This is a genomic window from Thalassolituus marinus (assembly GCF_020320395.1).
Classification (GTDB): Bacteria; Pseudomonadota; Gammaproteobacteria; order Pseudomonadales; family Oceanobacteraceae; genus Venatoribacter; species Venatoribacter marinus.
In genome coordinates, this window is record NZ_JAEDAH010000031.1 from 11,934 (window position 1) to 38,129 (window position 26,196).

The 26,196-nt window shown below is 52.2% G+C and carries 23 protein-coding genes and 3 pseudogenes; 17 read left to right on the forward strand and 9 right to left on the reverse strand.

Features of this window, described 5'->3' with window-relative positions; all coding sequences use genetic code 11:
* Positions 1-97: 97 nt before the first annotated feature.
* The 4 genes and pseudogenes from I9W95_RS06500 to ffh form a co-directional block, all read right to left on the reverse strand.
* Positions 98-1,009 (reverse strand): annotated as a pseudogene (locus tag I9W95_RS06500) (bestrophin family protein).
* Positions 1,006-1,431, reverse strand: a complete 426-nt coding sequence (locus I9W95_RS06505) for a secondary thiamine-phosphate synthase enzyme YjbQ (RefSeq protein WP_225673073.1) — start codon at positions 1,429-1,431, stop codon at positions 1,006-1,008. The pseudogene I9W95_RS06500 and the gene I9W95_RS06505 overlap by 4 nt, the downstream one beginning before the upstream one ends.
* 70 nt (positions 1,432-1,501) lie before the next feature.
* Complete coding sequence (locus I9W95_RS06510; protein WP_225673075.1) at positions 1,502-2,608, reverse strand: ABC transporter substrate-binding protein; 1,107 nt, start codon at positions 2,606-2,608, stop codon at positions 1,502-1,504.
* 134 nt (positions 2,609-2,742) lie between these two features.
* Positions 2,743-4,170 carry a signal recognition particle protein gene (ffh, locus tag I9W95_RS06515; protein WP_225673077.1) on the reverse strand — a complete coding sequence of 476 codons (1,428 nt, stop codon included), beginning with the start codon at positions 4,168-4,170 and terminating at the stop codon, positions 2,743-2,745.
* A gap of 152 nt (positions 4,171-4,322) precedes the next feature.
* Between ffh and I9W95_RS06520 the strand changes: the two genes are divergently transcribed.
* From I9W95_RS06520 to I9W95_RS06540, 5 genes are all read left to right on the forward strand, one after another.
* Positions 4,323-5,120: a cytochrome C assembly family protein gene (locus I9W95_RS06520; RefSeq protein ID WP_225673079.1), complete on the forward strand. Its 798-nt coding sequence runs from the start codon at positions 4,323-4,325 to the stop codon at positions 5,118-5,120.
* A 92-nt stretch (positions 5,121-5,212) separates the two neighbouring features.
* The gene (locus I9W95_RS06525; protein WP_225673113.1) at positions 5,213-6,478 is read left to right on the forward strand and encodes an HlyC/CorC family transporter; all 1,266 of its coding nucleotides are present in this window, start codon (positions 5,213-5,215) and stop codon (positions 6,476-6,478) included.
* A gap of 122 nt (positions 6,479-6,600) precedes the next feature.
* The gene (gene metG, locus I9W95_RS06530; protein ID WP_225673081.1) at positions 6,601-8,706 is read left to right on the forward strand and encodes a methionine--tRNA ligase; all 2,106 of its coding nucleotides are present in this window, start codon (positions 6,601-6,603) and stop codon (positions 8,704-8,706) included.
* 82 nt (positions 8,707-8,788) lie between these two features.
* Positions 8,789-9,475: an RluA family pseudouridine synthase gene (locus I9W95_RS06535; RefSeq protein ID WP_225673083.1), complete on the forward strand. Its 687-nt coding sequence runs from the start codon at positions 8,789-8,791 to the stop codon at positions 9,473-9,475.
* A 117-nt stretch (positions 9,476-9,592) separates the two neighbouring features.
* On the forward strand, positions 9,593-10,588 hold the full coding sequence (locus I9W95_RS06540; RefSeq protein ID WP_225673084.1) for a transposase: 996 nt from the start codon (positions 9,593-9,595) through the stop codon (positions 10,586-10,588).
* 653 nt (positions 10,589-11,241) lie between these two features.
* On the opposite strand, the pseudogene I9W95_RS06545 reads toward I9W95_RS06540, so the two are convergent.
* The 4 genes and pseudogenes from I9W95_RS06545 to I9W95_RS06560 all read right to left on the reverse strand — a co-directional run.
* Positions 11,242-11,367: pseudogene (locus I9W95_RS06545) on the reverse strand (IS3-like element ISCps3 family transposase); the annotation flags it as partial.
* Between the two features lie 114 nt (positions 11,368-11,481).
* Positions 11,482-12,069 (reverse strand): hypothetical protein, encoded by a 588-nt coding sequence (locus tag I9W95_RS06550; protein WP_225673086.1) that lies wholly within the window; start codon positions 12,067-12,069, stop codon positions 11,482-11,484.
* Positions 12,070-12,569: 500 nt separating this feature from the next.
* Positions 12,570-13,566, reverse strand: a pseudogene (locus I9W95_RS06555) (IS3 family transposase).
* Positions 13,567-13,639: 73 nt separating this feature from the next.
* Entirely contained in the window at positions 13,640-14,476 is an 837-nt protein-coding gene (locus tag I9W95_RS06560; RefSeq protein WP_225673088.1) for a GIY-YIG nuclease family protein, read from the reverse strand.
* Positions 14,477-14,819: 343 nt separating this feature from the next.
* Here I9W95_RS06560 and I9W95_RS06565 point away from each other — a divergent pair, with 343 nt between their 5' ends.
* From I9W95_RS06565 to I9W95_RS06615, 11 genes are all read left to right on the forward strand, one after another.
* On the forward strand, positions 14,820-15,818 hold the full coding sequence (locus I9W95_RS06565; RefSeq protein ID WP_225673115.1) for an integron integrase: 999 nt from the start codon (positions 14,820-14,822) through the stop codon (positions 15,816-15,818).
* A gap of 95 nt (positions 15,819-15,913) precedes the next feature.
* Positions 15,914-16,810 carry an urease accessory protein UreD gene (locus tag I9W95_RS06570; RefSeq protein ID WP_225673090.1) on the forward strand — a complete coding sequence of 299 codons (897 nt, stop codon included), beginning with the start codon at positions 15,914-15,916 and terminating at the stop codon, positions 16,808-16,810.
* Between the two features lie 61 nt (positions 16,811-16,871).
* Complete coding sequence (locus I9W95_RS06575; protein WP_225673092.1) at positions 16,872-17,174, forward strand: urease subunit gamma; 303 nt, start codon at positions 16,872-16,874, stop codon at positions 17,172-17,174.
* Between the two features lie 35 nt (positions 17,175-17,209).
* Positions 17,210-17,515 (forward strand): urease subunit beta, encoded by a 306-nt coding sequence (locus I9W95_RS06580; protein WP_225673095.1) that lies wholly within the window; start codon positions 17,210-17,212, stop codon positions 17,513-17,515.
* A 19-nt stretch (positions 17,516-17,534) separates the two neighbouring features.
* Positions 17,535-19,244: an urease subunit alpha gene (gene ureC, locus I9W95_RS06585; RefSeq protein ID WP_225673097.1), complete on the forward strand. Its 1,710-nt coding sequence runs from the start codon at positions 17,535-17,537 to the stop codon at positions 19,242-19,244.
* A gap of 9 nt (positions 19,245-19,253) precedes the next feature.
* Positions 19,254-19,841, forward strand: a complete 588-nt coding sequence (ureE, locus tag I9W95_RS06590) for an urease accessory protein UreE (protein WP_318653597.1) — start codon at positions 19,254-19,256, stop codon at positions 19,839-19,841.
* The gene (locus I9W95_RS06595) at positions 19,834-20,529 is read left to right on the forward strand and encodes an urease accessory protein UreF (RefSeq protein WP_404818746.1); all 696 of its coding nucleotides are present in this window, start codon (positions 19,834-19,836) and stop codon (positions 20,527-20,529) included. The genes ureE and I9W95_RS06595 overlap by 8 nt, the downstream gene beginning before the upstream one ends.
* Before the next feature lie 269 nt (positions 20,530-20,798).
* Complete coding sequence (gene ureG / locus I9W95_RS06600) at positions 20,799-21,440, forward strand: urease accessory protein UreG (RefSeq protein ID WP_225673099.1); 642 nt, start codon at positions 20,799-20,801, stop codon at positions 21,438-21,440.
* Between the two features lie 316 nt (positions 21,441-21,756).
* Positions 21,757-22,326, forward strand: coding sequence for a HupE/UreJ family protein (locus I9W95_RS06605; RefSeq protein WP_225673101.1), 570 nt, complete (start codon positions 21,757-21,759; stop codon positions 22,324-22,326).
* Positions 22,327-22,462: 136 nt separating this feature from the next.
* A complete protein-coding gene (locus I9W95_RS06610) occupies positions 22,463-23,116 on the forward strand; it encodes a M15 family metallopeptidase (protein WP_225673103.1) in 654 nt (217 codons plus the stop codon).
* Positions 23,117-23,179: 63 nt separating this feature from the next.
* Positions 23,180-24,568 (forward strand): SLC13 family permease, encoded by a 1,389-nt coding sequence (locus tag I9W95_RS06615; protein WP_225673105.1) that lies wholly within the window; start codon positions 23,180-23,182, stop codon positions 24,566-24,568.
* Between the two features lie 12 nt (positions 24,569-24,580).
* On the opposite strand, the gene I9W95_RS06620 is transcribed toward I9W95_RS06615, so the two are convergent.
* Positions 24,581-25,054, reverse strand: a complete 474-nt coding sequence (locus I9W95_RS06620) for a bacteriohemerythrin (protein ID WP_225673107.1) — start codon at positions 25,052-25,054, stop codon at positions 24,581-24,583.
* A 200-nt stretch (positions 25,055-25,254) separates the two neighbouring features.
* Between I9W95_RS06620 and I9W95_RS06625 the strand changes: the two genes are divergently transcribed.
* Positions 25,255-26,091, forward strand: coding sequence for a Tim44 domain-containing protein (locus tag I9W95_RS06625; protein ID WP_225673109.1), 837 nt, complete (start codon positions 25,255-25,257; stop codon positions 26,089-26,091).
* The last annotated feature ends 105 nt before the right edge of the window (positions 26,092-26,196 follow it).

The following is a 26,196-nucleotide window of genomic DNA, read 5'->3' on the forward strand; positions in this document are numbered from 1 at the left end:
CTTACCAATTACAAAAGACAGGTCAGCCAATAACCATGCGAATTTAACGGTATTGCTGGCCGCCGGAGCCAACCCGGCGGCTGTTTACGAACAACCCTCAGCTGAGGATAAACCTGCTTGCCTCCAGTGGTGGTGGCGGCTCGTCCCCCAGAGATTCGGCAATGGAAATTTCATTTACCCGACAGAGGGCATCCAGCGGCAGATCGTTGGCTTCGCGTCCGAACGGTTCTTCCAGCTGCTCGGACAATGCATCCAGGCCAAAAAATGTGTAGCCAAGCAGCACAGCAAACAGCGGTGCCAGCCAGCCCAGTCCGGAAGTCAGACCAAAGGGGAGCAAGTAACAGTAAAGGTAAGCTGTGCGATGCGTCAGCACCGTGTAGGCAAAAGGCAACGGCGTCGTCGCCAGACGTTCGCTGGCCGCCTGAATAGCCGCCAGTGCCGTCAGGTGACGATCAAGCATCTGCAGTCCAATGGTATCCAGCGCCCCCTGGCGATACAGCTAACCAATATGACGGCCAGCTTCACGTAAACAATAGTCGGAGACATTACCGTGACTCAGTGCAGCAGCGGCAACATCGTCCCCCAGCCAGCGCGCCAGATCTTCACGAACATCTTCGTTGCGTAAACGTCCGCGCAGAGCGTGAAAATACCCCGCGCACAGCGCCAGCAACCAGCGCCGCTGATCGGCATGCCCGGCCAGCAGGCTTTCGCTGGTGCGTGCCAGACTGCGGATTTCATCCACCATATGACCCCATTGTTTGCGCCCTTCCCACCAGCGCTCATAGGCCGCGTTGTTACGGAAGCCGAGGAAAATCGACAATGCCACACCCAGCAATGTAAATGGCGCCGGCGAAAATTCCGGCACCTGTAACCAGGCCATATCGTGGAACAGCTGTACTAACAGGGCAAACAACAGCAGTACCGCCAGGTGCGGCAACACCACTGGCAGAATCGTGCCACGAACCACATACATAAGGGCCAGAGCCCCCGGACGCTGGCGAACAATCATCGGCTTTCTCCCTGCAGGGTAATCACCAGTCGGCGACTGCCACCATGATTACGATGTTCGCACAGATAAATGCCCTGCCAGGTGCCTAAATTAAATGCTCCGTCAGTCACGGGAATAGTCAGCGACGGCCCCAGCAAGCTGGATTTTATATGGGCAGGAAGATCATCACTGCCTTCCAGCGTATGCTGATAATAAGGCTGATTTTCCGGCACCAGACGATTGAAAACCGCTTCAAAATCGCTGCGCACCGTAGGGTCAGCATTTTCATTGATCGTCAGTGACGCCGAAGTATGCTGAATAAAAATGTGCGCAAGGCCGATATTAATGCGGCTAAGTTCTGGTAACTGAGCAAGTATTTCGCCACTGATCAGATGAAAACCACGGCGCTTTTCTTTCAGTCGGATTTCTTTCTGCAACCACATACGGATTCCCTGCGCTGTTATTCGGATCGCCATTGTAGCCAGTGCACAGGGCCGAATAACACCGCAAAAATCAGAAAAACGATTTCATCGGAACCGAACACCAGCTGCGGCCGGAACACATCGCCTTCACCCACAGACGATGCATGCGGCTGTTGGTGCGACGCTCCAGCGGTTTCATCGCCTCCAGACTACGCAGAACATCGACCGATGGATAAATCACCGGCGTGGCCAGAACGTCTTTATCGACGTAGGCAACAGCGCTGTGCATCGCCGTTGGGTAAGCCAGATAATTGGAATTTTGCGCCGCAATGCGGGCTTCCATCATGTAGCGGATAAACTGATAAGCCAGTGCCGGCTGCTCGCTGTTGGTCGGGATCGACATAATATCTATCCACATCGCCGCGCCCTGCTGCGGTATACGATAGGTCAGCGCATCATCACCGTCGGTCTCCGCCAGGATGTCGCCGGAATAGCCCACCACCAGACACACTTTATGGGCTTTGAGATCGTCCCGATACTGGGTGGTATGCAGATATTTTACATCGGTCAGTGCTTCACGAATCAGTTCACCGGCCTGATCGATATGCGCTTCATTCTGAGTGTTTACCGAATGGCCCAGGTAACGCAGCGCCGCGGCAAAAATCTCATCACGCTCATTAAGAAGTGCGATACCACAGGTGGACACTTTTTTGCGCAACGCTGAATTAAATAACAATGCCCAGCTGTAATCCTGTTCTTGGATACCCAGCGCCTGCAACGCTGCGGTATTCAACCCCAGGCCTGTGGTGCCCCACATATACGGAATACCATGTACTCCACCCGAGTCCTGCTGCAGATATTCCTGCATAAGATCGCTGCGTAGATTGCCATAATCGGGCAGGCGGTTTAAATCCAGCGGCTGAATTAAGTTGGCTTCGGCCAGACGGCGCACCGTACGTGATGCCGGAAATATCACATCAAAGCGATTTTTCGGGTTAAAAAACAGCGTGCTGAATTCATCCACACTGTTGTATTCCACATACTCGATAGTTACCTGATGAGCAGCCTCAAACGCACTGATCACCTCGGGGTCGATGTAATCACCCCAATTCAGCACTCGTAATGTGGTGGCTGACTCAGCCTGACTGTTCAGTGCCGAAGTCAGCAGCAGGGGTAACAGAAGCCGGAAAAGACGCATAAGAATCTCCGCGTTAAAAAAGGTTTCGCGGATTCTCTGTCTTTTACCAGATGGACAATATATCTCCGGGGAGATAGGCAAAGCGGACGCAGCGCATAAAAAAGCGGGCTAAGCCCGCTTCCTCTGTACGCCGATCACCGCATCGGTGGCATACCGCCACCGAAAGGACCGCCGCCTCCACCTAATGGACCGCCCGGGCCACCCATCCCACCGGGACCACCCATACCGCCCATGGCACGCATCATTTTGCGCATACCGCCTTTGGCCGTCATTTTCTTCATCATTTTCTGCATCTGGCTGTGCTGTTTCAGCACGCGGTTAACGTCCTGAATCTGGGTGCCGGAACCCGCAGCGATGCGCTTCTTGCGCGAGCCATTGATCTTGTCAGGGAACTGACGCTCCTGACGGGTCATGGAGTAAATGATGGCTTCCATCTGCTTGAAGTTTTTCTCCGCAGCATCGGTCTGCTTCGCCATCTGCCCCAGGTTACCCATACCCGGCAGTTTCTCCAGCATGGAGGTCAGACCACCCATGTTTTTCATCTGCTGAATCTGATCAAGGAAGTCTTCCAGATCAAAGCCCTTACCGGTCTTGATCTTCTTCGCCAGCTTGTCGGCTTTCGACTTGTCGATTTTGCGCTCGGCTTCTTCGATCAGCGACAGTACGTCACCGAGGTCGAGGATACGCGAGGCCACACGATCCGGGTGGAATGGCTCCAGGGCATCGGTCTTTTCGCCCATACCCATAAATTTGATTGGCTTACCGGTAATATGACGTACCGACAGCGCCGCACCACCGCGGGCATCACCGTCGGCCTTAGTCAGAATCACACCGGTCAGCGGCAGGGCTTCGTTAAAGGCTTTGGCGGTGTTGGCCGCGTCCTGACCTGTCATGGCATCAACCACGAACAGGGTTTCAATCGGATTGATGCCGGCGTGCAGATCCTTGATCTCTGCCATCATCTCTTCATCGACAGCAAGACGACCTGCGGTATCCACCAGCAGCACGTCTGCAGCTGCACGCTTGGCTGCATCAATGGCACCCAGCGCAATATCCAGCGGCTTCTGATCCGGTGTTGACGGGTGGAATAAAGCACCCACATCGCCGGCCAGAGTTTCCAGCTGTTTGATCGCTGCCGGACGATACACGTCGGCAGAAACCACCATTACCTTTTTCTTTTCACGCTCCGCCAGGAATTTAGCCAGCTTACCCACGGTGGTGGTTTTACCAGCACCCTGCAGACCCGCCATCAGCACCACGGCCGGTGGCTGAGTGGCCAGGTTCAGCTTCTCATTGGCTTCACCCATCACCTTCTGCAGTTCTTCGTGAACAATCTTCAGGAAGATCTGGCCCGGATTCAGGCTCTTCAGTACTTCGGTACCGATGGCACGCTCTTTCACCTGATCGGTAAAGGCTTTCACCACTGGCAGGGCCACATCGGCCTCAAGCAGCGCCATGCGTACTTCTCGCACGGTGCCTTTAATGTTGTCTTCGGTCAGCTTCGCCTGGCCAGTAATGCTCTTTAACGCACTGCCAAGTCGGTCGGTAAGGCTCTCAAACATCTTGGATGACTCATAACCGGATAAAAAAATTCGTCGCAGTATACCGCGCCCGCCACTATCCCCCAAACTCTGCAGAACGATGAGTATTGAGCGACAGGCTTTTACCTGACTTTGGCTTGTGCGAAACTGCGGCTGTTTTCCGAGGGATTGACATGTCGTTATTTGCTTTAGCCCTTCCTGCATCGTTGTTTTATCTGTTTGCGGCGTTCCGCCAGTGGCAGGCCATTACCGGCCGCAAGGCCATGAACCGCACAATCGTTCTGACCTGCACCATGATTGGCGCCCTGCTGCATCTGGGCTATATCGGTGGCAGCATGCTCGGACGCGAGCACATCAACTTCGCCATGTTCGAGGTTGGCTCACTCATTACCTGGGTGATTACCCTGCTGATTCTGTTCTCCAGCTGGCGCAAGCCGGTGGATAACCTGCTGGTCGGCCTGTTGCCGATGGCCGTTGTAGTGCTGCTCTGCGCCGCCATCAGCCAGCAGAACTCGCCATTACCGCACCTGAGCTACGGACTCGCCTGGCACATTCTGCTGTCGATTCTGGCCTATTCAGTATTCACCATCGCTGCGGTGCAGTCGGTACTGCTCTATCTGCAGGACCTGTCGCTGAAGAAGCACCAGACCCGAGGCCTGATTCAGGCGTTGCCACCCCTGCAGACCATGGATCTGCTGCTGTTTGAAATGATCTGGCTGGGCATGATTCTGCTGACCGCAGCCTTTGCCATTGGCTGGCCGTTCGTATTTGATCTGAAAGGACAGCACCTGATCCACAAAGTGGTGTTTGCCAGCATCGGCTGGCTGGTGTTCGCCATTCTGCTGGTTGGCCGCTACCGCTTTGGCTGGCGCGGCATCATTGCCAGCCGCTGGACCCTGATTGGCACCGGCTTCCTGATCCTGTCCTACTTCGGCACCAAATTCGTGATGGAAATTCTGCTGCAGCGCTGAGCTGCAGCCTGTTGACACCCGGCCCTGTAGCCCTATGATGGCTGGGTGTTCATTTTTACAGGATCCCGTCCTTGAGCGACGTTCCCTTAAGTATGCTCTTCGGCATACTCGTTCTTCTGATTATCTTCTCTGGATTCTTCTCCAGCTCTGAAACCGGCATGATGTCGCTGAACCGCTACCGGCTGCGTCACATGGCGAAAAGCAAGCACAAAGGTGCGATGCGCGCGTCCAAACTGCTGGAAAAACCTGATCGCCTGATCGGCACCATTCTGACCGGCAACAACCTGGTTAACTTTGCGGCTGCTGCTCTTGCCACCATCATCAGTCAGCGCCTGTGGCCCGACAACCCGGATCTGGCCGTGTTTGTGAACACCATTCTGTTCACTCTGGTGGTACTGATCTTTGCCGAACTCACCCCAAAGACACTGGCCGCCATTACGCCTGAGAAAATCGCTTTCCCGGCCAGCCGCATTCTGCTCGGTTTGCAGTGGGCGCTGCATCCGTTTGTCTGGTTTGTGAATACCATCGCCAATGGTCTGTTGCGACTGGTGCGCATTGACGTGAACAACGCCACGCCGGACAACCTCAGCACCGAAGAACTGCGCACCATCGTGCGTGAAGCTGGCTCCATGATTCCCAAGCGTCACCAGCACATGCTGATCAGTATTCTCGACCTCGAGAAAATGACAGTGAATGACATTATGGTGCCGCGTACCGAGATTATCGGTATCAACCTCGACGACGATCTGGAAGTGGTACTGCAGCAGCTGCGCACTACCCAGCATACACGTCTGCCGGTGTACCGTGGCGACATCAACAATGTGGTCGGCATTCTGCACACGCGCAATATCAGCCGCTTCCTCAACTCGGGCGAGCTGCTGAAAGAAGAGATCGAAAAGGTCGCGCGCGAGCCCTACTTCATTCCGGAAAGCACACCGCTGCACACCCAGCTGTTTAACTTCCAGAAGAACAAGCGCCGCATCGCCCTGGTGGTGGATGAATACGGCGATGTCGAAGGTATCTGTACGCTGGAAGACATCCTGGAAGAGATCGTTGGCGACTTTACCACTGACGTGGTTGCGTCCAGCTCTCCGGATGTTCACCCGCAGGAAGATGGCAGCTACATCATCGATGGTGCCGCCTATGTGCGGGATGTGAACAAAACCATGAAATGGACCCTGCCGACCGATGGTCCGAAAACCATCAGCGGGCTGATTGTCGAGATCCTCGAGCATATTCCCGATGCGCCGGTGTGTCTGACCATTGGCGAATACCGCATTGAGATTCTGCAGATCAAAGACAACATCGTGCGTGCGGCCAAGTTCACCATCAATCCGAACTACCGCTATCCCGACTGAATGTCATAACAACGGGGCTGCGGCCCCGTTTTTATTGGCCGCCATCCGGCTCAGCCATCGCGACTGAGTTTAAAAACCGCTACAATATGCGCCCTTTTCAAGAGCAACCGTAGCGAATTGTCATGACCGCACAGAACCCTCGTAAAATCCTCGTCACCAGCGCCCTGCCTTATGCCAACGGCTCCATTCATATGGGTCATATGCTGGAATACATTCAGACCGATATCTGGGTACGCTTCCAGAAAGCCCGTGGTAACGAGTGCTACTACGTCTGTGCCGACGATGCCCACGGCACCGCCATCATGCTGCGCGCCGAAAAAGAAGGGATCAGTCCGGAAGAACAGATTGCCCGGGTAAAAGCCGAGCACGAAACTGACTTCGCCGATTTCCAGGTTGCCTTTGACAACTTCCACAGCACCCACAGCGAAGAGAACCGCCATTTCTCCTCCGAGATCTACAAAGCCTGCCGCGACAAAGGCCACATCAATGTGCGCAAGATCAAGCAGCTGTACGATCCGGTAAAAGAGCTGTTCCTCGCTGACCGTTACATCAAAGGCGAATGCCCTAAGTGTGGCGCTGCCGACCAGTACGGAGATAACTGTGAAGTCTGTGGTGCTACCTACACCCCGGCGGAACTGAAAAACCCGTTCTCCACCATTTCCGGCGCTACCCCGGTGGAAAAAGAATCTGAGCACTACTTCTTCAAACTGCCGGACTTCCAGCAGTTCCTGAAAGAGTGGACCCGCTCCGGTACATTACAGGACGAAGTGGCCAACAAACTGCAGGAATGGCTCGACTCCGGTCTCCAGGAATGGGATATCTCCCGTGATGCGCCCTACTTCGGTTTCGAAATTCCGGATGCACCGGGCAAATACTTCTACGTATGGCTGGACGCACCGATCGGCTACATGGCCAGCTTCAAAAACCTGTGCGACCAGCGTGGCGATATCGACTTCGACGAATTCTGGAAAAAAGATTCCACAGCCGAGCTGTACCACTTTATCGGTAAGGACATCATCAACTTCCACGCACTGTTCTGGCCATCCATGCTGAGCGCGGCAGAATACCGCACGCCAACCGCCGTGAATGCCCACGGTTTCGTTACCGTCAACGGTGCGAAAATGTCCAAGTCACGCGGCACCTTCATCAAGGCGCGTACTTACCTGAACCACCTGAACCCGACTTACCTGCGTTACTACTTCGCAGCAAAACTGGGCTCCAGCGTTGACGACTTCGACCTCAACCTCGAAGACTTCGTTATGCGTGTGAACGCTGACCTGGTTAACAAACTGGTTAACATCGCCAGCCGTACTGGCAACTTCATTGCCAAGGCCAGCGGAGAACTGAGCGCCAACTGTGTTGAACAAGCCATGGTGCAGGAATTCATTGATGCTGGCGATCTGATTGCCGAACACTACGAAAAACGTGAATTCAGCCGTGCGATGAAAGACATCATGGCACTGGCCGACCGCGCCAACGAATACATTCAGGAAAAAGCCCCGTGGGCGATGAACAAAGAAGAAGGCCGCCAGCAGGAAGTACAGGAAGTGTGCTCTGTGGCCATCAACCTGTTCCGTCAGCTGGTGACTTATCTGTCGCCGGTGCTGCCTGAAATTGCGGAAAAAACCAAAGAATTCCTCAATCTGGAATCACTCGACTGGGAAGCGCGTCGCAACATTCTGCTCAGTCACAAAATCAACAAGTTCAAGCCAATGCTGGCGCGAGCTGAAATGGATAAAGTGACTGCCATTCTGGAAGAAACCAAAGCCGAGCTGGAAAAAGAAACCGGCAAACCGGCCGATGGTAAGAAAGACGAAAAACCAGCGGCGAAAAAAGACGAGAAAAAAGCGAAAAATAAAGGCCCGGAGCTGCGTGAAGACGGCAATGAAGTAATTGCTGAAACCATCGAATTCCCGGACTTCGCCAAAGTCGATCTGCGCATTGCCCGCATCGTGAAAGCCGACCATGTAGAAGGCGCAGACAAGCTGCTGCAACTGACGCTGGACATCGGCAATGGCGAAACACGCAACGTGTTCTCGGGCATTAAATCTGCGTACAACCCGCAGGATTTGGAAGGCAAACTGACGGTAATGGTTGCCAACCTGGCACCACGCAAAATGAAGTTTGGCATGTCCGAAGGTATGGTACTGGCGGCAGGCCCAGGCGGTGAAGATATCTTCCTGCTGGAGCCACACGACGGCGCCCAGCCAGGTATGCGTGTGATGTAATACCCTGCGTCGTCACAGCGGCTGATTCCGCCGCTGTGACGACCAGTTCCCCTCCCCCTTTTTCAACCACGTTGAATGCCCTATGTCTGAATCCACCACACCGTCTTATTACATCGCCCCACGCTGTGAAGAAGAACTGAAAATTCTGCACGTCGATGACGATCTGATCGTGGTCAACAAGCCAGCGTTTCTTTACACAGTACCTGGCCGTGGCCCGGAAAATAACGACTCGGTTATCACCCGCCTGCAACCGGATTACCCGGAAGCGGTGATTGTGCACCGCCTGGATCTGGATACATCCGGCTTGCTGGTCGTAGCCCATTCAGAGCGTGCGCGTCAGGTGTTATCGCAACAGATTCGTGACCGTGAAATTCAGAAAACCTATCAGGCGGTCGTATGGGGAATAGTCGAGCAGGACGAAGGTGAGATTAACCTGCCCATCGGCAAAGACTGGGAAAACCGCCCGCGCTGCAAAATCGATTACGAAGAAGGCAAAGCCTCCCTCACCCACTTCATCGTTGAACAACGGAATCCGGACACCCACCGTACACTGGTGACATTAAAGCCCGTTACCGGCCGCCAGCATCAGCTGCGCCTGCATTTAAAGTCCATCGGCCATCCGATTCTGGGCTGCGATTTATACGCCCACGACGAAGCATTGCACGCAGAGCCAAGACTCATGCTGAACGCCAGCGAACTGGCGTTTAAACACCCAAATGGTGAGATGATGCAGTTTGAAGACAAGTTGGATTGGGCGCTGGATAAATAGCGCTTTCATATACAGAGATTTCCTTATAAAGGGACATCCACTCTAGCTCTTACTTCCGATTGCGGGATTAAAAAGCACTCACTAAGCTGATGATTACGATCTGCAATGGAATGCGTCATGCCCAAGCCACGGAAGCAACAGGTATCAATTGAAGATACGCCTTATTACCACTGCGTTTCCCGTTGTGTCAGACGTGCGTTTCTTTGTGGTACAGACTCCTTAACCGGTGAAAGTTACGAACATCGTCGTGGCTGGCTTGAGAACAAACTCTTAGAGCTGCCACAGATCTTTGCCATTCAAATCGCTGCCTATGCGATTATGAGCAATCACTATCATGTGGTGCTTTATATAGATTCCGACGCGAGCGAATGCTGGACCGATGAGGAAGTCATCGAACGTTGGCATTCACTATTCAAAGGAAATCTGTTGTCTCAGCGCCTTATGCGCGGTGATGATCTGAATAAAGCCGATCTGGCTCGCCTGCAAATCTACATAACAGAATGGCGCTCTCGCCTTACCGACATAAGCTGGTTTATGCGCGTATTGAATGAATCCATCGCCCGAGAGGCAAATCTGGAAGATGACTGCACTGGTCGATTCTGGGAGGGACGATTTAAATCACAGGCGCTACTGGATGAAGCGGCTCTTGCTGCCTGCATGGCCTATGTCGATTTAAACCCTGTACGCGCAGGGATGGCGAAAACGCCGGAAGAGTCTGACCATACATCCATAAAATCCAGATCTGAAAAAGCACAAACCGTGCAGGCTCCCAACCACCTGCACCAGCAACCTAAAGAACTACTGCCATTTGCCGGAAACCCTCGCCAGAATATGCCCAAGGGCATTTCTATGAAACTTACTGATTATCTGGAACTGGTCGATGCCACAGGCCGTATAATCCGAGATGACAAGCGAGGATATATTCCAGACAACTCAGCAAAGATTCTGGAACGACTGGGATTAGATGAAGATCGCTGGCTCAGCATGACGCAGAACTTCGAGCAAACGTTTAGCACCTTTGCAGGCAACGAAGAAAAACTCCGCACCACCTGCGAGCGATTAAAATACCAACGCCCACCCGGGCTGAATCGTTGTCGGACAGCCTTCGGTTAGGTATTTCCCTTCACAATCTCAAAAGAATCAGGCACTCCTGAGGGGTCGTCGTGCCTGGAATATCCACTCTCGCCTCTTAATTCAGAACACTGGCTTAGGCCATAGGAATTTTGTTTACACTCGAACAAGCTGGACTGCAAGCAGCTGCCTTTCAGGCTGTAAAGTACGGGTTTATTAGAGTGGATGTCCTACTTATTCTTCTGATTATCTGGAACTGGTCGATGCCACAGGCCGTATAATCCGAGATGACAAGCGAGGATATATTCCAGACAACTCAGCAAAGATTCTGGAACGACTGGGATTAGATGAAGATCGCTGGCTCAGCATGACGCAGAACTTCGAGCAAACGTTTAGCACCTTTGCAGGCAACGAAGAAAAACTCCGCACCACCTGCGAGCGATTAAAATACCAACGCCCACCCGGGCTGAATCGTTGTCGGACAGCCTTCGGTTAGGTATTTCCCTTCACAATCTCAAAAGAATCAGGCACTCCTGAGGGGTCGTCGTGCCTGGAATATCCACTCTCGCCTCTTAATTCAGAACACTGGCTTAGGCCATAGGAATTTTGTTTACACTCGAACAAGCTGGACTGCAAGCAGCTGCCTTTCAGGCTGTAAAGTACGGGTTTATTAGAGTGGATGTCCTACTTATTCGATGTATGTCGAGTGTATTGGCAACTTCCTGAACCTGAATCCCTTCAATCAGACTTAACTGTACTGCTTTGACTTTAAATTCATTTGAATACTGCCAGGTCTTCCTCGGCTGAGTATATTTTGGCATTGGACACCTCGTCAGTTTGACTTTGGTGTCCGTTAAAGCGGGGAAGATCATGTCTCGTTAGTTTGTCACCATCGCATCATACGCTGCCCCCTGATATTCATTGATTGAGCCATATTATCTCCAATCATCTTTTTCAAATCGTTCAAATACTTCTGGCGGGCAAAGTTTGCTGGCCGTTACTTGCAGCCCGGTGATCTCCGACAAATCATCCAACGCATCAAAAAACTGCCTTCTGTTGGCAAATTCATCCAGCCCAAGATTGCCCAACAGTGAATAATAATAATCGCCATAGCGGGCAATGCCCTGGCGATTCAGAACCAACACCGGGTAGATCATAAAGGTGGTCTGATTACCGGCACTGGTTGCAGTTGATATACTGAACATCAAGCAGATTTTACTCACACTGTCAAAACGAATTTCAGTGATGCTTTCTTTATAAAGACGGATCTTATGTTCTACTAAGCGACCTCTCTCAATAAGAATATGAAGCCTGTAACGCAGCATCAGAAAACCCGGTATGAAAAAAACCACAACCGCAGTAACAATCATCACCCACATGGCCGGAGACAGTACTGGTTCAAATGCAGCTGCCAGCAAGAATGCCACCCCGACACCGACAAACACCTTACCCCATCCATGAACACTCTTAGCAAATGGGGAGTCGATATCAATTACACCCTGATCCTTATTGATACTAATCATAAGTAGCTGTTCTGCCTTTTAAATTCTCAAATCCTTCCGTACCAATCATCCCAGCTCTGCAGCAGACAAGGAACTATCGAGACACCCACGCTAACACAACTTCTCGCGCAAACAACTTTCGTAGTTTACTTATTCAAAGGCTTTATGCGAAGCGAGGAAAGTGCCGCGAAACCACCTACAAAACTAGCTAAAACGACTAACCCAATAACACCAATATACGACTCGATGGTATCGTCAAATATTATGAAACTGGCAAACAAACCAGATATTAGAGCGGTACCTTTAGCTGGAATATAAATTGCGATAATTTTTCCACAATGCGGACAAATCTTATTCTTTCCCCAAGTATTCACCGCTTTGGAGAAGACTCCAACATTTTCTTTGCAATGAGGGCATATCATCGTTTTACCTCTAAGCCATAACGCCGCTAACAGCGGCGAGCGAAGCGAGTCCGGTGCCCGAAGGGCTGATCTTGCCCCGATAAACGGACACGTTCATTTTCATGCTGCTATTCGCTCGTATTCCATCGGTGAACAGTAACCGATTCCCGAATGCAGCCGCTTTCTGTTGTAGTAATCATTGATGTATCTCGCCAAAGCATACTTCAAATCCTCTGCTGCGAACTACCGAGACACCCACGCTAACACAATGTTCTGCGAGTAACTTCCGTCGTTCTTTTGGTGTCGAGGCTCCAGCCAACCACCCGGCGTGAATACAGATCCATGATTACCGACAGATAATGCCACTGTTTCTTCACCTTCAGGTACGTCACATCAGCCACCCAAACTTTATTTTTGTTGTCAGGAACTGCTCCATCAGAGCGAAGGTTCTCTCCTGACGCCAGAAAGCGTCTCAACCCTGGTGCCCGGTGCGTTACCTGAGTTACCCGAGCGATCAGTCCCATCTCTTGCATCAGCCGCGCTACACGCTTCCTACTGACCTGATATCCCTGCTTTAACAGGGCTTTCCAGATTCTCGGGCTTCCATAGCGACCTTCGTTCTCATCCGAGATTTTCTTGATGAGAATCTTTAGCCCCATATCTGATTGCTTACGTTCAGACGGCTCTCTGTTAAGCCATGCATAGAAGCCACTACGGGATACACCCAGCCACTCACACGTGCGCTTAACGCCTAGTTCTTGTCCGAATTTCTCGATGAATCGATATCTTGCTGATGTTCCTCCGCAAGAAACCGTTGCCACTTTTTTAGCAGGTCAACTTCCTGTTTCAGCTTTTTGTTCTCGGCTTCAAGTTTCTTCAGTTTGGAGATTTCCTTTTCTTGCTTGCTGGTCGCTTCGGTTAACTTCTTGCGCTTATCTGCCACGATTTTGCCTTCACGGTATTCTTTCCGCCATCGTGACAGCATGAACGGATGTATGTCGAGTGTATTGGCAACTTCCTGAACCTGAATCCCTTCAATCAGACTTAACTGTACTGCTTTGACTTTAAATTCATTTGAATACTGCCAGGTCTTCCTTGGCTGAGTATATTTTGGCATTGGACACCTCGTCAGTTTGACTTTGGTGTCCGTTAAAGCGGGGGAAGATCACCAGTCCGACAACATGCGCTTGTTAAGTTTCGCTGGCTTCAATCTCTTTGAGCTGAATGCCCTGCGAATTTCTCCAATTAGTGAGGCCATTTGTATTGCCGCCACGAACGACACTGCCAGCAGTACTTGGTGAACCGAATTCAATGTCTTTCACAAAGACAAGATGGCCATCCTTTTCCAAGAGAAGCCCTTTCTCAATAAGCTGCTCCCTTTTATCCCTCATACGCTTTGCTGAAGGCCTATGCTCTAAAACAGCTTGCGAGCCAGCAAATACAATAAAACCATTCGCTGTTCTCTTGCCAGTAGCCGTCAGCCCTTTAATTTTGCAATATAAAAGGTCTTTCGATTCGCTAGCTTGATCTACTTTTTCATTAAAATCTGGAATACCTAAGACTGGAAGTAACTGTAGACATTTCTCTAGGAAAACATCCATTTCTGCCGCATCAGACTCAGGCAACCTTGCTCCACTACTCGCAGAGTTCATAACAATGGCTGCGCCATTGCTATTCGCCTTTTCAATTAAAATACCCTCTAGATACCGAATATGCGCTTTAGTGAGGTTTTCATCTTTAGATACAAAGACAGTTGCTGCATTCCAAAAGTCTTTAGTAGCGTGACCTTTAAGCCTATTCGCGACATTTTCAGCTTCGCCGATATAAATAGCTCTTTCCCCTGAGTCAGGTTCAACGCCTGTCAGAAGATAAAATCCAGGGCTTGCGAGCTCTTCTCTCTTCAAAAGGTCGGATATCTCAGTCCTCGGAGCAGCAATAGCTTTCCCAGACCAATTCGATAGTTCTGCAGTTCTAAGCCCGCTCGGGCTTCCGTGAACTAGAAATATTTTAATTGTTGCTGCTTGCAATGAGCTCTCCTAGAAACTTAACAGCTTATTAGTGTGCGTGCGCACTTATCCTGGGCGACTCTTTCGAGAAACCCTACGTAACTTACTGACCAGGTTGAGAAATCTTCCATAACTCAAAAATCCCTTCCAGAAAAACGCGCACGCCTGTTAACTCCGACCTGCTGCGCACATAAACTTGTAAACCTCTCCTGCAAACAGAGGGCAAGTTATTGATTCATTTGACGTTTACGTTACTACCCTCTGGCAAAACGAGCAAGCACGAATGTAAAGCGTGCCAGATTTCTTGAAAATCCGGAAATATACTGTATATATAAACAGTATATCTTTACATTCGGAGATCGGGATGGCGAAGAGTAAGTTTCTGACAGAAGTACGTGAATTCATGCGACTGCATGGCTACAGCATCCGCACGGAACATACCTATATTTACTGGATCAGGTTCTATATCCGCTTTCACCGTTTGCAGCATCCAGCCAGCCTGGGGCCTGACCATGTCATCATGTTTCTCAGCTTTCTTGCTAACCGCAGAGACGTTGCCATTAACACTCAGAAAATCGCACTTAATGCTCTGGCCTTTTTGTACAACAAGTACCTGAACCAACCTCTTGGTGATATAGGGTTTACTTTTGCTACACGCCCGCGGCATTTGCCCACGGTATTGTCACCATACGAGGTAGGGAGAATTCTCAGCGTCTGTGATAAACGCGATCGGCTTATATTTTCACTGTTATTTGGTTCGGGACTGCGTATATCCGAGTGCCTGCGTTTGCGCATTAAAGACTTTGATTTCCCGCGCGGTTCGCTGACGGTATTCGACGGTAAAGGCGCTAAAGACCGGGTTACTATCCTGCCGCAAAGCCTGAAGCCCTTATGTGACGATTTTTTCGATAAGGCAATAGCATTACAGAAAAGCGATAACGACCGAGGTCTGGGGCCCTCCCTTCCTGGTGCTCTTGGCAAAAAATACCCATCTGCTCATCGGCAACCCGCGTGGATGTTTGTTTTTCCATCGACGACGGTTTGTACCCACCCTTATACCAAAATCCTTTGTCGCCACCATTTACATGACTCCGTGCCACGCAGGGCGTTAAAACAGGCGGTTCTGGATGCCGATCTGGTTTCAAAGCGCATTACCTGCCATACATTCCGGCATAGCTTTGCAACCGAGCTGTTACGCTCGGGACGGGATATCAGAACGGTACAGGAGTTACTGGGCCATAGCGATGTTGCCACGACTCAGATCTATACCCATGTCATCGGACAGCATTTTGCCGGCACGACCAGTCCGCTGGACTTTACCCCACAGCTAACAGACCGCAGACCTGAAAGTCCCAAAACCTGACCAGCTAGTCAGCTTGGTATCAGCTTTGCTTAGTAAAGGCACATTAATGCGTTATGAACCGCTGGCAGGGTTGCCGGTGACTAAGGAGAAACGGCTTGAATCTGCCCGTTCAGCCTCTGACAGGCCCACAGGTTGATGCACCATACTGGAACGCTCATCTGGACTTAACTCTGCGAAAAACCGCAAGAGGCACAAAGTTGGTGCATAAAAACCACAAAGGCCCTCTTTATGTGCAAAAACCTTTCTATCCCGAAGGGCCGGACTGTGCACACCTGTATTTACTGCACCCACCCGGTGGCATGGTGTCTGGCGACCAGCTGACCATTCGGGTAGAGAGTGTCGAACAGGCTCATGTTCTGGTAACAACTCCCGGTGCAGGCCGTGTCTATCGCGCCCGTCCCGATGGTCTGCTGCAGCAGCAAACGATTGAGCTCGTCATTGGCAAGCAATCGGCACTGGAGTGGATGCCGCTGGAGACCATCCTCTTTCCGTCATCGAAGGCGCGGCTGGAAACCCGGGTGAATATGAGCGACAGCAGCACTTTTATTGGCTGGGATATTGTCAGTCTGGGACTGCCCGCCAACGGTATCCGTTTAAATGATGAAGACCAGCAAACCACGCTGAAACAGGGGCTGAAAATTTATTGTGATGGCCGCCTGTTACTGAACGAGCGCTTAAAGCTAACCCCGGACAATAACGACGTGCTGAATGCCAGTGCGGGGTACCGTCAGTTGCCGGTGCACGGCTTACTGGTTGCCGGGCCTTTTTCTTCTGTTCCTCCAGAGGGCGAAGCCGAAGCCTTAATGACACAACTACAGACCCTGTGTGACGAACATATGGCAGGTGCCAGTAAAAATGGTGAGTTTATTACTGTGCGCTATCTGGGAAGTTGTAGTGAAAAAGCGCGCCTGCTGCTGACTGAGGCGTGGAAGTTATTACGCCCGGCGCTGATGCAGCGCCCGGCTTGCGCGCCGCGTATCTGGGCGACATAAAGCATACGAATAGCCAACCTTTTTTTAACCGTATTTATTGAAGAATTATTTGAGGTGAACGATGGAACTGCTGCCACGCGAGAAAGACAAGCTGCTGATTTTTACCGCAGCGTTGCTGGCCGAGCGACGTTTAAACCGCGGCCTGAAACTGAATTATCCGGAAGCGATGGCTTATCTCACTATGGAAATTATAGAAGGCGCCCGCGATGGCAAAACCGTGGCCGAACTGATGAGTTATGGCAAAACCCTACTGACTGCGGATCAGGTAATGGACGGTGTGCCGGAGCTGATTCATGAAGTGCAGGTAGAAGCGACTTTCCCGGACGGCACCAAACTCGTTACCGTTCATGAGCCTATCGTTTAAAACTACCGGCGCTGCCAGAATTTAAGGAGAAGAACATGATCCCGGGTGAAATTATTCCTGCCGATGGCGAGATCGTTCTGAACGAAGGACGCAAGACCATCACCATTCGCGTAGAAAATACCGGCGACCGCCCTATTCAGGTCGGATCACACTACCACTTTTACGAAACCAATCTGGCACTGTCGTTCGATCGTGAACAGGCGCGTGGTTTTCGTCTGAATATCCCGTCCGGCACCGCCGTGCGTTTCGAACCGGGTCAGGGCCGTGAAGTGGAACTGGTGGAATACGCTGGTGATCGTATCGTCTACGGTTTCCGTGGCGATGTAATGGGCAAACTGTAAACAGTAAGGGGTTAGTATTATGAGCCGTACCATGGACAGAACGTCTTACGCGCAGATGTTTGGCCCGACCACAGGCGATAAAGTGCGCCTGGGTGATACCGAATTATTTATTCAGATTGAAAAAGACTTCACCACCTACGGTGACGAAGTGAAGTTTGGCGGCGGTAAAGTAATCCGCGATGGCATGGGCCAGAGCCAGCGTACGAGTGAAGAATGTGTTGATCTGGTGATTACCAATGCCGTGGTTCTAGACCACTGGGGTGTGGTTAAAGCCGATGTTGGTGTTAAGGACGGTCGCATTTTTGCCGTGGGTAAAGCCGGCAACCCGGATGTGCAGGACAACATCGATATTATTATCGGCCCCGGCACCGAAGTCATCGCCGGTGAAGGTTCGATTCTTACCGCCGGTGGTATCGACGCCCATATTCACTTTATTTGTCCGCAACAGGTTGAAGAAGCCTTAATGAGCGGTGTTACCACCATGATTGGTGGTGGTACCGGCCCGGCGACCGGCACCAACGCCACCACCTGTACTTCCGGCCCCTGGTATATCGAAAAGATGCTGCAGGGCACTGACGATCTGCCAATGAACTTTGGCTTTCTCGGTAAGGGCAATGCTTCGCTGCCAGAAGCACTGGAAGAACAGCTGGAAGCCGGTGCCTGTGGTTTAAAATTGCACGAAGACTGGGGCACGACACCGGCATCGATTGACTGCTGTTTATCGGTGGCGGAAAAATACGATGTTCAGGTCGCTATTCACACCGACACCCTGAATGAATCGGGTTTTGTCGATGACACCATTGGTGCTTTTAAAGACCGTGTAATTCATACCTACCACACCGAAGGTGCCGGTGGTGGTCACGCGCCGGATATTATCCGCGCCTGCGCTTATCCGAATGTACTGCCCTCTTCCACCAACCCGACGCGTCCGTACACCGCTAACACGGTGGACGAGCATCTGGATATGCTGATGGTATGTCACCACCTGGACAGTTCCATTCCGGAAGACGTGGCCTTTGCCGATTCGCGCATCCGTAAGGAAACCATCGCTGCCGAAGATATTTTCCACGACCGTGGTGCTTTCAGCATGATTTCTTCCGATTCTCAGGCCATGGGCCGTGTCGGTGAAGTGGTAACCCGCACCTGGCAGACTGCACATAAAATGAAAGTACAGTTCGGCTACTTAAAAGAAGATGAAAATCTGGGTGCCGATAACTTCCGCGCCCGTCGCTACATTGCCAAATACACCATCAATCCGGCCATTGCCCACGGTGTATCGCATGAAATCGGCTCCATCGAAAAAGGTAAGCTGGCGGATCTGGTGCTGTGGAAACCAGCCTTCTTTGCGGCCAAGCCGAGCATGATTATTAAAGGCGGTATGATCGCTGCTGCACCCATGGGTGACCCGAACGCGTCAATCCCGACCCCGCAACCCGTGCACTACCGCATGATGTTTGGCGCCATGGGCCGCGCGGTGAATAAAACCTGCGTTACCTTTGTGTCGGAAGCCGCACTGAACAATAACGTTAAAGAAAAATACGGTCTGCAGCGAAATCTCGCCGCCTGTAAAAATACCCGCAACATTCGCAAGAGCGATATGGTGCTGAATGACTGGATGCCGACCATTACCGTCGATCCGCAAACCTATGAAGTTCGTGCCGACGGCGAGCTGCTCACCTGCGAGCCAGCCACCGAACTGCCATTGGCACAACTGTATAACCTGTTTTAAGGACGCCCCATGCTTGAAGTATATGAACGCTTAGGGACTCATCCTGAGAATATCGACAACACCACAGTGTACTGCACCGTGGTGGTTGATTACGAAAAGCGCGACCGTGGTCGGCTGAAACTCACCAGCACCGATGGCGAAGAAGTTCGCCTGTTTCTGGAGCGTGGTAAGCCGTTAATCGTGGGCGAATATTTAAAAGCCAGTGATGGCAGAATTGTGCAGGTACAGGGCGCCGTCGAGGACGTTGCGCTGGCCACGTCAGACGATTGGAATACCTTTGCCAAGGCCTGTTATCACCTCGGTAACCGCCACGTAAAAGTGGAAGTGGGCGACCGCTGGTTGCGCATTAAACCCGACCATGTGCTGGAAGATATGCTGCATCAGTTAGGTTTAATGGTGAGCCATGAACAGGCAGTATTTGTACCGGAAAATGGCGCCTATTCCGGAGGCCATTCTCACGGTCACTCGCATGGCCATCACCATGATGATGACCACTCACACAGCCATGGAGATAGCCACGGTCATTCACACAGCCATGGGCACTCGCATGGTCATGGGCATTCGCACGGGCACTCACATGGTCATGACCATGACTGATCAGTCTGCTCTGCTCACCACTCCGGGCTTACTGCGTTTATTGCAGCTGTCCAGTGTCAGCCTGCCGGTGGGCGGCTTCGCCTTTTCTCAGGGGCTGGAGTATGCCGTAGAAAGCGGCTGGGTGAGCAATATGGCAAAAACCCGCGACTGGATTGCCATGCAGCTGCATGAAACCCAGGCGCTGATTGATCTGCCGGTATTAAAAGGTGCGATGCAGGCGGTAGCGGCGGCAGATGAAGCTCGCTGGAGCGAGTGGAACGATTTAATTCTCGCCAGCCGCGAAACCCGCGAGCTGCGCTTAACCGATACCGCCATGGGCGAAGCGCTGGTGCGTTTGCTGAAAAGTCTGGATGTCACCCTGCCCGCTTACGCCCTGAATGCAGAAGGCGATATCAGTTTTGTTGCTTTGTACGCCTGGCCTGCGGTGCAGTGGCAGATTCCCTATGAATCCGCCGCCACTGGCTTAAGCTGGGCCTGGCTGGAAAATCAGGTAGCGGCGGCAACCAAGCTGGTGCCTCTGGGACAGACCCAGGCGCAGCAATTATTAAGTGATTTACAGACCCTGATTCCACAGACCATCGAAATTTCTCATGGCGTGGAAGAAGACGAAATTGGCGGCTCGTTACCGGCGATGGCGATAGCGAGTGCTAAGCATGAGACGCAATATACAAGGCTATTCCGCTCATGAGGGCTAGTTGCATTGTCAGGACTTTGTTAAAAATTTTCTCAGGATGCTCATGTAGACTAACTACACTCCGCTCCTTCGATAATTTTTGCCGCGTCCTGACTGCTTCACCTTTAGCAAAGGAAACAGGGCCTCATCATTAGCGGTATGGCATTGCAGCTTCGCCAACGCTCTGAAAGTAATAATTACCAGGGCGTTATCTGCATTTGGTTAGCGCCCTGAAAAGTAAAACTAAAGAATTTAAGCAAGACTCAGAATTTCTGGAGAAACATATGAAAAAACAAACTCTGCGCGTTGGTGTTGGCGGCCCGGTTGGTTCCGGTAAAACTGCTCTGCTGCGTTCCCTGTGTTCTGCCCTGCGCGAGCACTACAACATCGCCGTGGTTACCAACGATATTTACACCAAGGAAGACGCTGAGTTTCTGACCCGTAACGAAGCGCTGGAAGCCGATCGCATTATGGGTGTGGAAACCGGTGGCTGCCCGCATACCGCCATTCGTGAAGATGCCTCCATGAACCTGGCCGCTATTGATGAACTGATGAAGCGTCATGGCGATCTGGATGTGGTGTTTGTCGAAAGTGGTGGCGACAACCTGAGCGCTACCTTCAGCCCGGAATTATCCGACCTGACCATTTATGTAATCGACGTATCCGCCGGTGACAAAATTCCACGTAAAGGCGGCCCGGGTATTACCCGTTCTGATCTGCTGGTGATTAATAAAACCGATCTGGCACCATTGGTAGGCGCCGATCTGGATGTCATGGATCGTGATGCCAAGAAAATGCGCGGCGAGCGTCCGTTTGTGTTTTCTAACCTGAAAGTGGCGAAGGGCCTGGACGATATTATTCAGTTTATTGTTAGCGAGGGGATGCTGGAGGTGAAAGAGATCCCTCCAGCCAAAGCCGTAGTCTGACCTGAGCTATTGCGCTTGCTGATGCGGCGTTAAAAACGCCTTCGGGATACTCATGTAGGTTAATACACTGCGCTCCCTCAGTTGTTTTTGCCTTGCCTCAGCTGCGCTCATAACGCTCAGGTATTTGTAATGGACGCTGGACGTCCGACGTCGGATGTCGGATGTCGGATGTCGGATGTCGGATGTCGGATGCCGGATGTCGGATGTCGGATGCCGGATACCGGATACCGGAAAAATAATTTACACGCCTGACGCTGCAACCAGCTTCCAGCGTCAGGCTTCAAGCTTAAAAAAATTTCCTATCAGGGAGAACACTATGAAAAAAGTATTTATCACCGCCGCAGCCCTGTTGCTGCCTGCCGCTGCTATGGCTCACACCGGTCATGAAACCTCTGGTTTTGCTGCCGGTGTCGCCCATCCGTTTACCGGGTTGGATCACCTGCTGGCGATGCTGGCGGTTGGTCTGTGGGCTGCACGTCAGTCTGGCAGTGCACGCTGGGCGGCGCCGCTGGCGTTTGTAGCTATGATGGCGGTTGGTGCTTTCGCCGGTATGAGTGATCTGGCGATTGCCGGTATCGAGATGATGATTGTGGCGTCTGTAGTGGTGTTCGGTGCTCTGGTGGCGCTTAACCTGAAAAAAGGCGCGCTGGCAGGCGTTGCTCTGGCCGGCGTGTTTGCTTTCTTCCACGGTGCTGCACACGGCGCAGAAATGCCACTGATGGCATCCGCTATGACTTACAGCGCTGGTTTCCTGCTGGCTACGGCAATCCTGCATGCAGTGGGTTACGTTCTGGCGTCTCTGGGTTACAGCAAAGCGGCTGACATCAGCCGTCGTAGCGCAGGCGCTGCCATTGCCGTAACGGGCGTTGCCCTCGGTATCGCCTAACAGGCTTGCGCTCGGAGACAGTGACCGCCACTGTGTGAGCACTGTCTCTGGCACGCAATACTGAAAACCATAACGGATGGTCGCCTGCTGGCGACCGTTATGCCTATACTGGGCGTAACTTTCTGGCTAAGCCGTTATGACTCTGATGCAATCTTCCACGCTTTCCGCTGCCCTTGGCGAACTCCCTTCAGGCTTTGTACGCCTGACCGATGTTATTCCGGACCTGCAGGTCGACCTGAAATACGCCAGTGACGATAACTTTGTCGGCAAACCCCTGATTGGTTACGAGCACGCAACGGCCGTTCTGACCGGCGACGCCGCACGTGCCCTGCGCGATGTGCAGGCGCAGCTGAAACCGCTGGGACTGGGTATTAAAGTATTTGATGCTTACCGCCCGCAGCGTACCGTGGATTTTTTCCTGCAATGGGCCGCGGACGATCACGATATCACCTGCAAAGAAGCATTCTATCCGGCGCTGGATAAACCTCGCCTGCTGGTAGAAGGCTACCTGAACTCGCCATCGGGACACTCCCGCGGCAGCACGGTCGACCTGACGCTGATTCGTCTGTCCGATAACAGTGAGCTGGATATGGGCACGCCGTTCGATTTTTTCGGTCCGCAATCCTGGACTGACTACTCGGCTATCAGCAGCTCACAGAAGGCTAATCGCGCCATGTTGCAGAAGATCATGCTAGCCCATGGTTTTATTGGCGTGCATGAAGAATGGTGGCATTTTACTCTGAAAGCCGAACCATTCCCGGATACTTACTTCGACTTTATCGCTTCCTGACACTCGTCAGGTCGCCGACCGACGAAAGGTGTAGGGTATGGCCGATGACATTCAGAGGTAGTTATGTCGGATATCCGCCCCCAATACACACCAGAACAGGTTCCAGCAGAACCGCTGTTTGATCGCAAACATCTGATCATTCTGCTCGATGTGCTGCTGTTTGCTGCGTTGTACAATTTCCTGCCATTAGAACCCCAGATCGTGACGGGCCTGAGTATTCTGGTATTTGTCGCGGTGTTGTGGCTGACCGAGGCGATTCACGTCAGCATTACCGCGTTGCTGGTACCACTGCTGGCGGTTGGTTTCGGCGTGTTCGATACCAGCAAAGCCCTCAGCAGTTTTGCCAACCCGATTATCTTTCTGTTTTTAGGCGGCTTTGCCCTGGCCGCGGCATTACATGCTCAGCAACTGGATGCCGCCATCGCCAATCGGGTACTCACCCTTGCTCGTGGTCGGCTTAGTGTCGCCCTGCTGATGCTGTTTGCGGTATCTGCAGGGCTGTCGATGTGGATCAGTAATACCGCCACCACGGCCATGATGCTGCCGCTGGTGCTTGGTGTACTCAGTCAGCTGGACCCGGTTAAACAGCGTCCGACCTACGTCTTTGCACTGCTGGGGGTTGCCTACAGCGCCAGCATCGGTGGCATTGCCACTCTGGTGGGCAGCCCGCCAAATGCCATCGCTGCCGCTCAGAACGGTATGACCTTTGCCGACTGGATGATTCTGGCCGCACCTGTGTCTGCCATTCTGCTTCCCCTGGCAATCTATGTTCTGTACCGCAAAACCAGCCCGGATCTTGGCTATCGCTTTGCAGCAGAACACCAGCCACTACAGTGGACACCAGCGCGCATCATGACGCTGGTTATTTTTCTGTTTACCGCGCTGTGCTGGATTTTCAGTGGACCGATCAACGCCTTGCTGGGTGGTCTGGCGAAATTCGACAGCATCGTCGCGATTAACGCCATTATTCTGCTGGCCTTTTTCGGCGTAGTGCGCTGGCGCGATATTGAACGCACCACCGACTGGGGTGTGTTGCTGCTGTTCGGCGGCGGCCTGTGCCTGAGCGCAGTATTAAAAGCCACCGGCACCAGTGTGTTTCTGGCCCACACCATTGGTGATGTACTGCATCAGGCTGGCACCCTGCTATCGATTGGCGTGGTGGTAACCTTTGTAGTTTTCCTCACCGAATTTGCCAGCAACACCGCCAGTGCAGCATTGCTGGTGCCGGTATTTGCTGCCATTGCCGAAAGCCTGGGGGTATCTCCGGTGGCGCTGTCAGCAGTGATTGCGGTGTCGGCATCCTGTGCGTTCATGCTGCCGGTGGCGACACCGCCTAACGCGATTGTATTTGCTTCAGGCTATATAGAGCAGAAAGAGATGATGAGCGCAGGCTTCGTTATCAATCTGGTCTGTATCCTGTGCATTACCCTCTACGCCTGGCTGTTCTGGTAACGGTAGCATTGCTCAGCCACTGGTTTTCTCACTGGCCCCGAAGATGCGCTTCAGGGCCCCACTGATCCAGGTCTGCTCTTTGCTGACGATCTTTTTCACCGTCGACACATAATCTTCGTCTTCATGACGAATATGCTGAATCAGCCACACCATCAGCGAGGTGCGGGCGCGACGGGCAACGCTGAACGGATCTTTACCGCCGGTCAGTTCGTCGTACATGTTGCGCACCTTGTCTTCAAAGCGGCGATGTACCATCTGGTGCGACTGCAGCAACGGATACCCCGCCTGTTCCATCAGCTGTTCCTCAAACACAAAGTGATCAAAGGTGTAATCACGTAAGCGTTCCATCACGTCGAAGACTTCTTCGACTTCGCTCTTACTGATGGCATCAGACAGGTCATTGATGTAATCGACGATACGCCGGTGCTGCGAATCGATTACCTCGATACCGATGTTCATGTCCTCAGTCCACTCAAACTTTTCCATAAGCTCTGCAGCCGGGTCTTCTCTTTTGTTATTGATAGTCTTATCGGAGTAGGCCGCAGTCTATCGAAGCATATCGTTCAAAAATTGATCTGAATCAATTACACACAGAAAGTGTGGTTAAATGACAAGCAGCAGTTAACATCTGGCAGGGGCTTACAAGATGTCCTACCATGGCTGCCTCTGACACAATTGGATGCACTATGAAAATCTTCTGGACCCTGTTCACCAGCCTGATTCTGACCGTGGGCCTGGTATCAACAGCCGACGCCGGCAAACGTTTCGGTAGTGGCAGCTTCGGTAAAGCCTTTCAGACAACCCCTTACAAAAAAACCACGCCTCAGCAGGCGCCGCAGAAGCAACAGCCAGCTCAGGCAGCACCTGCCGGTAAGAGCAAAGGTCTGATGGGTGGCATGCTGGGCGGATTGCTGGCTGGCGGCCTGTTTGCCTATCTGCTCGGCAGCGGTGCTTTCGAGGGACTGCAGCTGATGGATATTCTGCTGATTGCGGGTCTGATTTTCATCGTTATGAAGTTGCTGCGTGGCCGCGCTCAACCTCAGACTCAGGCTCGTGAGGCCTGGGCTGGCAATATGCCGGGGCATACTCCGGACCCGGCCAGTGCTCATCATTTCGATGGTGGTGCGGATAGTCAGCAGCAGCCAATGAATCTGCCTGACGGTTTTGATGCGCAGGCCTTTACCGACGGCGCCCTGCAGCATTTCCGTGATGTTCAGAATGCCTGGAACAACGGCGACCTGAGCGTTATTGCCGAATACGTCAGCCCTGAGCTTTATGCAGCACTGGCCCGTCAGCGCCAGAGCATGATGGTACCGCCACAGACTGAAATTCTGGATCTCAACGCCGAGATCGTGCGTGCCGATCACAGCGATGTTCTGGCTGAGGTCAGCGTGTTGTTCCGTGGCCGGGTGAAAGACGAGCTGGAAAAATCGGAAGACGGTGTATTTGACGTCTGGCATCTGGAGCGCGATCTGAGCAAAGACGGCGCTCCATGGCTGATTGTCGGCATCGAAGCCGAGTAAACCAGTAAAAAAGGCGCATCAGCCACTGCTGTCCCACAGTTTTTAATCAGCACCATAGCTGACAAAAACAGCATGTTTTAACATCAAGGCCTGCTGCCTCGCAGG